Genomic DNA, 11,587 nt, shown 5'->3' with positions numbered 1-11,587 from the left:
AGCATGAAAAGAAATCAGACAGCTTCCGGCTCAAGAATTTTCTGAAGTTCCTTTGCGCTGAACAACCTGCGTGTATCAAGGATAATAAGATAATTATTTTCCTGACGAACTACGCCGTGAATATATTCAGTACCAATTCCGCTGAGCATCTGTGGCGGCGGTTTAATTTCATCACCTTGGACAGGAACGACACGCGCAATTCTATCTATAATAATTCCGATTTTATTTCCTTCAATATCAAGAATAATAAATCCGCCTTCATCTTCACCGATTTCATCATCTGAAGCCTTCGCCATTTTCTTGATATAAAATCTTTTATGCAGATTTATAATGGGAATGACTTCTCCGCGCAAATTTATAATACCTTCAACATAAAAAGGAGCATTCGGAATAGGACGCACATTCTGAATCTTAACGATTTCCTTGACATCCATAATGTCCACACCATAAAGCTCATCTCCAAGCTGAAAAGTTACAAGCTGCAACAATGTATCTTCATCTGCCATAGATTTCTCCCATGAATCCATAAAGATTTTTAAACTAACACTTCTATTATTTTAATTCATAAAACAATTCTAGTCTACTACAAATAAAGACAAAACGTCTACTTTTGAAATTCCGGCATTTTTCAAAATTTCACAGCAACTTTCAACAGTAACGCCAGTTGTTAAAACATCGTCGATTAAAAGAACTTGTTCCGGCAAAGAATTTTCAGAATAGAGGCGCTTTAAAAGCTTTGACTCTGTGTAAATTTTTCCTTTAGAAGACAAACGCTTTTTTCTGTCTAGTTTTTTCTGCTGAATTTTTTCTGTGCGCACCAAAAGCTTTAAAACTTTATATCCAAATTTTACTTTGAGAATTTCGGAAAGCTCTTCAATTTGATCCCAGCCTCTTGATTTTATTTTTCCAGGACGAGGCGGAACAGGAACAATAAAAACATCTTCTGAAATTCTTTTTTTAATTACTGAATTGCAAATTTCAGCAAAGAAAAGCGAAAGGCTTCTTTGGTTTTGCATTTTCCATTCGAATAAAAGAGTTTTTGCCCAAAGTCTGTATGGAAAAACAGGAACAACTTTATCTGAATTTTTCAGAATGCGCTCCTCACGGCAAGACATGCAGATTTCATCTTCGCTTATTAAAGATTTTCCGCAGATACGGCATTTTTCACAATGAGAATTTTCTGCTTCATTATAAAGTTTTTTTGAACACGAAAGACAGATTTTTCCATTGAAAGTGGAATTTCCGCAGACACAACATTTTCCGTTTCCGAACATGAAGTTCAAAGCAAGCATTGCAAAACGTTTAAAATCATAAATTGTAAATTTTCTAAAAGTCATCAATATATGATTACTCGGAAAATAAAAAAAATGCAGTTTTTGTAAAAAATTTATTTTTCAGCCAGACATTTTTTCCATCGCAAAATATTTTGCAATGCCGCCATAGGAGTCATGTTATCAATGTCGCAAGAAAGAATTTCGTCAAGCACAAGTTCTTCTTCAGAAAACAATGAACCTGAAAAAATTTCAACTTTTGTTTTTGAAATTTCTTCTGTTTCAGTTTCGGGAATTATAACGGACGCATCGCCTTGAATTTTCTCTAATATTTTCCCTGCGCGTTCAATGACGGACTCTGGAATTCCTGCAAGCCGGGCAACATGAATTCCGTAGCTGTTCTCACTTGAACCTTCAACAACTTTTCTAAGGAAAACAATATCATTGCCGTTTTCCGCAACAGCCATGCAAAGCCGTTTCAAAGACTTATGCTCAAGCCTTGTAAGCTCATGATAATGCGTCGCAAAAAAAGTCTTGCACTTCAACGTATTTAAAAGATACTCGCTTACAGCCCAGGCAATCGAAAGTCCATCCTCCGTGCTAGTTCCCCGACCGACTTCGTCCATTATAACAAGAGAATTTTGTGTTGCGGAACGAAGTATTCTTGCAGTTTCAGTCATTTCAACAAGAAAAGTAGATTCTCCACGCGCAAGATTATCGCTAGCTCCAACACGGCAAAAAATCCTGTCAACAATTCCAATTTTCGCTTCATCAGCCGGAACAAAACTTCCAGTCTGGGCAAGAAGCGCAATAAGAGCATTCTGACGCAAAAATGTACTTTTTCCAGCCATATTCGGACCTGTAATCAAAGCGAACGATGCGGAATTTTCAGGCTCAGAGCCGCAAAGAGAAACATCGTTCGGAACAAATTCGCCGGCAGGAAGATGACGCTCAACAACAGGATGCCTTCCGTTTTTTACAAAAAATTCCAAGCTGTTTGACAAGACGTGCGGTCGGTTCCAATTGTAAAGAATTGCTGATTCTGAAAAAGAACAGATTACATCAACGTAAGCAATTTTTTTTGCAGCCTGCTGAAGATACGGAATATATTTTTTCAGTTCATTTCTTACTTCAATAAAAAGATTGTGTTCTAGCTCAAGAATCTTTGCTCCGGATTCATTTAAAGAATTTTCAAGTTCCTGAAGTTTTTCAGTTGTATAACGCTCAGCATTTAAAAGTGTTCTACGCATAATAAAATGTGGCGGAATTTTGTCAAGCTTGCCTTTCGTAACTTCTATAAAATATCCAAGGTTGCCGGTACTTTTTATTTTTAAATTTTGAATTCCAGTTTTTTCTTTTTCTGATTCAATGTATTCCTCAAGAATTCCGTTAAAATCATTTCGCACTTTTTTCCAGTAATCAAGCTCTTCCGACCAGCCGTCTTTTATAATCCGACCTTCCGTAAAAACTGTAGCCGGATCTTCGGCGATTGAATTTTCTATAAGATCAATAATTTTTTGCGCGGAGTCTTTTTCAGGCATAGAAAAATCGTAGCGTTCCAAAATTGTCTGGGACTTAAGCCAAAATTTAAGGCTGACTTTTAATGCCTGCAAATCTTTTGCATGAGCTCTGTCCATCGCAATTCTTCCAGCCAGCCTTTCAACGTCAAGAATTCCATCAAGATTTTCACGCACGCAATGCAGCAAATTTCTGTCTTTTACAAAAAGTTCAACATGGTTCTGCCTTGAATTTATTTCATTTTCGTTTGTAAGCGGAAAAGAAAGCCAAGAGCGCAAAAGGCGGCTTCCCATTGCAGTTTTTGTATTGCTAACAGATTCAAGCAAAGTATAACTAGAAGTTCCGTCACGCAAATTAAAAGTAATTTCAAGATTCCTGCGCGAAGAATCATCAATTATTACAAACTGCGAATCCTGATAAACTGAAATTCCTGAAATATGTGAAACTGGAGCGTTTGTAGTTTTTTCTATATAATCAAGAAGAAATCCTGCTGGAGGAACTTCTGGGCTTTCTTTTGTAAGTGAAAATGAATTTAAATTCGCAACTTTAAATTGCTTTACAAGATGCTCATAATTTTTTTCAGCATTGAAGTGCCAGTCTGGATACCAGGAAACGGACGCAACAGAAATCGTTTCAAGGACAGTTTGAATTTCCTTGTTACTTTTTAAACTTTCAGGAAGAATTATTTCCTTTGGACTGCACCTTCCAAGTTCTTTTGAAACATTCTCCGCAAATTTAGACTCTGGAAATTTTGTAGCCCGAAACTCTCCTGTCGTTACGTCAATGTAAGCAAGTCCTGTAAATCCGCCAGAAATAAAAATGGAAGCAAGAAAATTATTTGAGCCGCCGTCAAGATACTCGCTTTCAACAGTAGTTCCAGGCGTTACAATTTCAACAACCTTGCGCTCGGTAAGTCCGCGCTTTGCAACTTCGCCAACCTGCTCTGCAACCGCAACCTTTTTTCCCATCCGAAGCAGCCGTGCAATATAGCCTTTTGCAGAATGATATGGAATGCCGCACATAGGATTGTCGCCCTTATGCGTCAATGTAAGATTTAAAAGCCGTGAAACCTCAACAGCGTCTTCATTGAACATTTCATAAAAATCCCCTAGCCTAAAAAACAAAACATCATTCGGATGCTGTTTTTTTATTCCAAGATACTGTGTAATAACCGGGGTTTCTTCTGCCATTTTTTGCTCCAAATTTCAGACCATTGCCTGAATGAAAATTCAAAGGCAGGTTTTTATTTTTATAAAATCACATAAGCCCAAGTTGCGAAATAACTTGATCTGTAATATCAACAGAAGAACTGTACCACAAAATTGAATTTGATTCCTGAAGATTCAAAATCATGCTGTAGCCGCCAGTTTCTGCAACACGCGCAAGTGTATCATAAAGTTTTTTATAAAAACTGTTGTTTTCCTGAAGCGATTTTTTTAAGGACTCAAGCTCAGTGTTTTTTGCATTTGTATATTCATTTATAAAATCTGATTTCTTTGTAATCTGCGCTTCAATTTTCATAGCTTCCGTGTCATTGCCTTTGCGCTCAAATTCTATTTTCTGATCATTCAAACGCTGAAGCTCTGCAACAAGGCGGTCAATTTCTCTTTTAAATTCTTCTTTTTTATTTTCATAATTTCTTACAGGAGCGGAATTTCTAAAATACGCCTGATAAACTTTTGAAGTATCAACAACAGCGAATTTTGTAATCTGCTGCGCAAACGAAAATGCCGCCGAAAAGATTCCGAGCAAAACAAAAACAGCAATTCTTTTTGTAAAAAAAACTTTCATAAAAACTCCAATTAATTTTAAATTTCCACCATAAATACTAGCGATTTGTCATGCTGAATGAAAGAACAAAATGCCAGTTCTTACTCCAGTTGTAATCTCCATCTGCGTCCTGGTCAGTAAACACAGGAGAACCGTCCTTGATTTTAAATGTGTTGGCAAACAGCAAGCGCAAAGGAAACTGCTGAATAGAAAATCTAAAACTCGGACCAAAACTAAAATACCAGTCTTCTTCTTTTAAATTAAAGAACTGATAAGGCTCGTCTGTAATTGCAACTGCATCACCCCAAAGGTCAAGAGAGAAAATTCCTGGAATTACAGGCATTCTAAGCTCAAGAGAGTTGCACCACAAAGCTTTTCCACGGCCCTTGTCTGAATTATAAATTGTCCAGCCGCGTCCATTGAACATTCCGTCTATATAAAGCTGGTTGTTCTTTTTTATTGTTGAATCCAAAGCCGAGAACTGGAACGAAAGTCCAGAATATCCCATAAGGACAAGCTTTAATGCCCAAGAATCTGTTATTGGTTTATTTACAAGAGTGAAATATTTTTCAGCCTTTGTGTCTGTGCGCAAATAGAATTCCGTTTCTCCCCAGTCAGGTGCAAAAGGCAAAAATCCTTCGTGCATAAGTCCATACCAAGAAAGACGCTGGCTTGCAAACCATCCGCTTGAAGGATCCCATGAAATATTTCTTCCGTCCATAGAAAATGAAGTCCAGATAGAATTACGCGGTTCCCAGTTATCAGAATACTGGCTTATTGAAGTATCATAAGGAATCCAAAGTGAATCATCGTAAAGATTATTAATAAGACTGCTCGTAACACCGCCAGAAAGTGTAAGAATCGCAAAGTTCGGAGTCCAACGGTGTCCTAAAGAAAGTCCAAGGCTAAACTGATTCTGCTCATACTGCATATAATAGTAATCATTGTCAATGTCGCCGCTTGGAAGCATCTTGTCTCTTAGCGCGTAATTATTTGAATGAGAATAACTAAGTGAAACGTTTGTGCTTATAGGTTTATTGAAAAGCCAGTTCTGACCGTAGCTTACAGAAACAGACTGTTCATTTGTAGAAAGCGTTGTTCCAACAGAAGCAAGTTTTCCTTCACCAAAAATATTAGAATCCTGAATTCTTGCAGTAAGCGCAATCGGAATTTCTCCAGGATCTGAAACTCCACTGAACGTAAATCCAAAGTCAAGTGAGGTTGTGCTCTGCTCTTCCACGGTGAAAACAATGTCAACAAGATTTTCTTCTGAGCCTTGAAGAACTTCCGGGGAAACAGCAGAAAAATATTGAAGGTTGTAAAGGTTTCGCATTCCGTTTGAAATTTTTGCATTTGAAAAAATATCGCCTTCTTCAATCGGAATTTCACGGCGGATAACAAAATCCTTTGTTTTTTCATTTCCTTTTATAAGAATATTTTCAATGTGGCTACGCGGATTTTCCTGAATTCTTATTGTATATGAAATAACTTTGGATTCCGCATCTTTGTTTATATCAGTTGCAAATCTGTTTGAAGTGTAGCCGTTTTCATAATACAAGTTCTGGATATTCATTCTTGTTTCTTGAAATTTTGTCTCGTTGTAAACCGCTCCGGTCTTCAGGGTAACGAGATTTTCAAGTTCTTCAGTTGTAAAAACATGGTTTCCGTCAAAAGTAATTCCGCCGAAGTTGTACTGAATTCCTTCCTGAATCTCAAAAGTTATTTCTATTTCCTCGCGGTTCTTTTTTTCATTGTACGAAGTTTTTTGATCAATATTTACAACCTTTGCATCTGCATATCCGCGGTTCTGATAATAAGCAACAATCGCCCTAGAATCCGCAGACAAAGATGATTCCTGAAATGAACCTTTCTTAAAAAGTCCGGCTTCTTTTAATGAAATCTTTCCTTTTAGAGTTTTTGAGGAAACAACTTGATTTCCTGCAAAGCCAATGCTTTTTACAACAGTCTGGCGGCCTTCTCTGATTTTAAAAGTAACATAAGCCCCGTCGTCGCGCATTTCAAAAGAAGATTCCACAGAAATTTTAGTATAGCCTTTTTCAATGTAATAATTTCTAATAGCCCTTTCATCTTCAAGAACTTTGCTTTCTACAAAAATGTCCTTTGCCTTTAAAGAAATTTTTGACTTTAAATCAGCATCATGAATATATCTGTTTCCATCAAAATTTAATTTTATAACGACAGGACGCTCAACAACACTCAATATAAGATTTACGGTTTTGCCGTTGTCGGTATTTTTTGCAGCTTTGATTTCAACATCGTCAAAATATTCAAGGGAAAAAACTCTGTCATAAAGCTCGCTGATTAAATCATCAGAAAACGGCTTGCTTATAAAACTGCTTGTAACGCCGTCCAAGTCGCTTTGCTTTACATTTTTTAAATTATCAAAAACTATATTTTTTATAGGCTTTCCGTAAAACCAATCTTCCGAATCTGTCTGAGAAAAAACAGGAGCAGCAGAAAAAATAGCCACAACACAAAAAACAGCAAACACAAAAAAAGTGTTCTTAACGCGCATAAAATAAAATCCTCTATATAGTTAGAATGATACACGCCATGACAGTGTAATAGAAGTTGCCTGTGTCCACGATTGCTGGAGTTCGCCCAAGTCAGGAGCAAAATTCCATCTTATGTTGGCAAAAGGCGCTTCAAATTCCAAACCGATTTCCGGCTGAAAAACAAGACCGCTGCCAGAAGTTCCGCCAGAATCAACTTTAGTCTTGTCATAAGTCCAATGCAGCAAAGCATCAGCATAAATGTCATCGCCGAAGTATTTACCAATATAAACAGTCGAATTGTCAAATAAGTTACCAATTATAGAATTATTATCTGAAGCTCTGTTCATATTAAGTCCCTGCATAATTGAATTCTGCAGGATAGTGGTTCTGACAGAAAATATATCAAAATTACTCAAATCACGCAATGCACTTTCAATTTTTCTAAGAAGCGTAACCTGAACTCCATAGTCGCCTGCTGCAACGAGAAAGTTTCCGACAGAAGACGCATCGCCTGAAGCAATCTGTCCCAAAATTTCCATAATTTCATTTTCAGATTTTGCAGGACTCGAAGAAAGAACCGCATTGAACCTTGAAATATTTTGCGAGACTGCGGAAAGTGTAATTGTAACAGGGTCGCCGTTTGTGTCGTGCTCACGAGTTTCCGCGCGCACAGTTATAACAGGATCAAATTTATTCTGAGTTTCATCCAAAATAAGCTGACCTTGCTTAAGATAAAAGTTTCGGCTTAAATATGAAACTTCCCCTCCGCGCAAAACAATATCACCCTTTATTCCCCAAAGTCCAGTCGCAGTATCGGCATTTACAGAAATCGGAGTTGATGGAGCAACAAGGCTTCTAACCAATGGATTTATCGCAATCTGAACTTTTTTTCCAATCATCAAATCCAAGTTTATTGAAAAGTCAATGTCATTTGACGCAGCGGGCTTTTTCTTTTGAGTAAAGTCAGAGGCATTCATGGAAACTGAGAGCTCAGCATTCCGCAAACCAACAGAACCATTCAAACTTACAGAGCGATCTTCCATAACAAGAGAAGCATCTACAGAAGTGTAGCCTTTTATTCTAAAGTATGAAACCTTTGAGTCAATCGGAATATCCTCGTCCTCCAAAGTTGCAAGATTCAACTCAAGAGTTCCAAGCGACCATCTGTCCAAGGAAACAACCGCATTTGTCGCAAGAATTCCGTCTTTGATTTTAAAGTTTGTTTCTGGAATTGAAATTTCTTCCTGCGAAAAATCCACATTCATTTCGTCAGTTGTAAAATGCTCTGGAACAAACTGAGGTAGATTAAAGTCAACATCTGAAACAACAAACCGTCCGTCCATATCAGGATCTGTTATGACACCAGACAAATTTAAATTTCCTTCAACAATTGCTGAATAAATAGAAAAAAGTTTCGTATTAAAAATGCGGGCGCATCTTGAAACGTCCCAAAATATATTTTCAAAGTCAAGATCAACAATTTGCTTTTTTACACTTCCATTCAAATCAAAATGAAAAGGCTTGTCTTTGCCAACAGAAAAATTGATTTTTCCATCATCAAGAATTTCTCCAAATGCACCGAGATTTTCATCAGTAACAACATCGAATCTTCCTGGAGAGCGGATTACAGAAAACTTAAATGGAACAAAATCTGTAATAAGCTCGCTTTCAACAGAAGCAAAAGTTGTTTCAACTGAATAGGCTTCCGGGAAAAAGCCTTCTGGATTTTCAGAAAGATTTGAAAGCGCAAGTTCTATTCCCGATTCAATTTTCTTTTCTCCAAGATGAGCTTTAGCTTTTAATGAAGCAGTTCCAGAAAAAGTTTCAAAGTCAACATTTGAAGAAACTGAATCTATCTGAAAATTCTTCCATGAAACATCCGCGCCTGAAATTGTAAAAATATTTTCTATTAAAGAAGCCTCTGCCGATACCGTTAAATTCGAACCGCCAAGCAGAACAGAAGAGTCTATTAATTTTGCAGACAAATAAGGATTTTCAAAAGTACCGCTTGCAGACAATTCCGCATTTAAAACATTGCTTTCGTTTTGCCTCAAAAGGAAACGGCTAAAAGGAAACGAATCAACTTTTGCACCTGCTGAAAAATAAAAGTCACGTTTTAAATTATCCATTGAAAAACTTTCTTTCATAGGATTTGTAAGCTCAGCCTGAAAAGAAATTTTTTCAGAACTTTTTGGATCCTTCAGGTGAACCGACAAAGTTGAGCTGTCAAAAGTTTTTTCATTTATATTCCAGAAAGCATATCCTTCGCCTTCCAACTGCGCAAAAGAATCTTTGTAAATAACGCTAGAAGCAAGGAAACTTTTTTCATTCACCTCGCCTTTTATAGCAATTTCTGGCTTCAAACGGAATCTTCCAGAAAGTTCAGAAGCAGAAAAATTTTCAATAAAAAAGTTCCAGTCATCTTTTGACAAAACAGAAAAATTTGAATCCAAAGAAAATGCAACTGTAAAATCATTTACAGAAACCGGCAAATCTTTAAAACGCAAAGAACCGTCTATAAAATTCTTAAAGTCAACAGCGACATCAAGTCCGTAGTCCCCAGAAATGTTCAGCCAGTCTCCAAAAACAAAAAGTCCGTTAAACGCATAAGGAATCGAATTAAAACTAAAATCTGAAGAAAATGTCATCTGATGCTTTGGAAACTCCACATCAAGTCCGCCAGATACGCTCAATGAATTTTTTCCATAAATCAAATCAGCTTTACTTACTTGAACAGAAGTTCCAGTTTTTCCGCCTGTTCCATCAACAGATAAAAGCAAAACTTCTTTGTCTTTTTTTGTGTTAGCAAAAATTGCAAGCGGTGAATTGTAATTGTAATCTTTAAAATCTGTTGCAAAATAAGCTTCAATATTTGAAATATACGGCTCGGAAATTTTAACAACGTTGTCTAAAACATTCTTTCCATTTTTTTCTGTAAAAAAAGCCCCAGTCTTAACACCTGTTTCAACAAAGAAATTTTTCAATTCAGCAGAAGCTTGCAAGTACATATTTTTTCCAAGCTGAAGACTTCCGCTCGCATTTATTCTGCCAGGCTCACCATACTCAAGATGAGAATAATCGCTAGCTTCAATTGCAAGCTCAATAGACATTCCAAGCGATGAATATCCTTGAAAAGCCGTGAAGCAGCTATAATCTCCAAAATACAATTGCGGAATAAAAAAATCAAAACCTTTATTTTTTCGCGGCTCAAAAAAAATCTCAGCAGAAATTTTATTCCCATTAAAAAATGCGTAATGCTCAAGATTTAAATATCCAGAAGGTTGGAGTTTTGGAATATAAAAAGAACCTTCAAATGTTCCTTGCACGATTCCGCCAGTTGCAGAAATTTTTTTTATGTTTATATCAGTATTGTTTCCTGAAGCTTCAACATTCAAAGTCTGCGTTCCTTTTGAAAAGCGTTTTGGCAAGGAAAAAAAAGTTTTTGACTTCCAATTATATTTTAAAGAATTTAAATCAAATAAAAATTCTGAATCGGTTGAAAAAATAGTTCCTTTAAAAAAATTTACAACGGAGTGAAGTTTATGAGTTCTAACAACTTTAAGCGGATCAAAAGAATTTGACTTCAGCTTTGCTAAGATTTTTTTTGAGCTAACATCAAAGGAAAACATTGCGGAAAAAGGAAAAACTTCGCGCACAGAAAATATTTCAATCTTAGGACTTTTATAAGCCGCAAGAAATTCAACTTTCCTAAGAGAAACTTCGGCCTTAGAATAATTGTCAAGTTTTACAGTGCAGGAACTTCCAGAAATAGAATTTAAAATTCTTCCGTTCAATCCAAAAGTCGCGCCAAAACTTTTTTCTCCAGAATAGAATAAAAAATTTCCTTCGGATTTTAACCAAGCATCAACAGCAGTTTCGTTCTTTCCAAAATAAAAATTCTTTACTGCCAGAGAAAAAATTTTATTTTCCGCAGTAAAACTTAATTTAAAATTTTTTACCTGAACATCAAAAGGAAGAACAAAAGCAATTTTTTTAACCAAGGATTCAATTTTCTCAAAAGAAATTTCATCTGAATTATTTTTCTCTTCAGAAACAATTTTTGCAGAAGATTTTTTGCTTTTAATATTAACAGAAGCGTCTTTTAGCAAAAGTTTTTCAAACGCATTTTCAAAATCACCTTTTAAAATTTTGGACAAGCTGAAATGAATATAAATTTTATTTACAAAAATAATTTGCTGTCCGCTTTTTGAATCCAAAACCTCTATACCTTTTATGCAGATTTTTGATAAAATGGACGGAGACAAAGATTTGTATGAAATTTTCATGCCAGTATTTTTTTCAAGTTCCAGCACAACTTTTTTCTCATAACTTCTGATTGCTCCGTCAACTTTGCTATAAACAGGTTTCATCGCAGCAACAAAAGACGCAGCTATCAAGAGAAAAATAAGAATGCCAATGCTTGTCTTTAACACTTTAGATTTCATAAAAAATCTCTTTTCTATTTTAACAGAAAAAATTATTTGAGGAAATGCCCGAATTTAGGCAACGGAG

6 protein-coding genes are annotated in these 11,587 nt (G+C 36.1%); all 6 read right to left on the bottom strand.

Annotated elements, in window-relative coordinates; genetic code table 11:
* Window positions 1-14: 14 nt before the first annotated feature.
* The 6 genes from B4C08_RS03465 to B4C08_RS03440 all read right to left on the bottom strand — a co-directional run bounded on the left by B4C08_RS03465 (window position 15) and on the right by B4C08_RS03440 (window position 11,520).
* On the bottom strand, window positions 15-506 hold the full coding sequence (locus B4C08_RS03465; RefSeq protein WP_288506683.1) for a chemotaxis protein CheW: 492 nt from the start codon (window positions 504-506) through the stop codon (window positions 15-17).
* A 69-nt stretch (window positions 507-575) separates the two neighbouring features.
* Window positions 576-1,337: a ComF family protein gene (locus B4C08_RS03460; protein WP_296662905.1), complete on the bottom strand. Its 762-nt coding sequence runs from the start codon at window positions 1,335-1,337 to the stop codon at window positions 576-578.
* Between the two features lie 50 nt (window positions 1,338-1,387).
* Window positions 1,388-3,979, bottom strand: a complete 2,592-nt coding sequence (gene mutS / locus B4C08_RS03455) for a DNA mismatch repair protein MutS (RefSeq protein WP_296662902.1) — start codon at window positions 3,977-3,979, stop codon at window positions 1,388-1,390.
* Between the two features lie 67 nt (window positions 3,980-4,046).
* Window positions 4,047-4,580, bottom strand: a complete 534-nt coding sequence (locus tag B4C08_RS03450; RefSeq protein WP_295796113.1) for an OmpH family outer membrane protein — start codon at window positions 4,578-4,580, stop codon at window positions 4,047-4,049.
* Window positions 4,581-4,617: 37 nt separating this feature from the next.
* Window positions 4,618-7,095 carry an outer membrane protein assembly factor BamA gene (gene bamA / locus B4C08_RS03445; RefSeq protein WP_296662900.1) on the bottom strand — a complete coding sequence of 826 codons (2,478 nt, stop codon included), beginning with the start codon at window positions 7,093-7,095 and terminating at the stop codon, window positions 4,618-4,620.
* A 21-nt stretch (window positions 7,096-7,116) separates the two neighbouring features.
* A complete protein-coding gene (locus tag B4C08_RS03440; protein WP_296662897.1) occupies window positions 7,117-11,520 on the bottom strand; it encodes a translocation/assembly module TamB domain-containing protein in 4,404 nt (1,467 codons plus the stop codon).
* Window positions 11,521-11,587 lie beyond the last annotated feature (67 nt).

This window comes from Treponema sp. UBA753, assembly GCF_002297325.1.
GTDB lineage: Bacteria > Spirochaetota > Spirochaetia > Treponematales > Treponemataceae > Treponema_D.
This window is presented reverse-complemented; position numbering and strand designations above follow the sequence as displayed.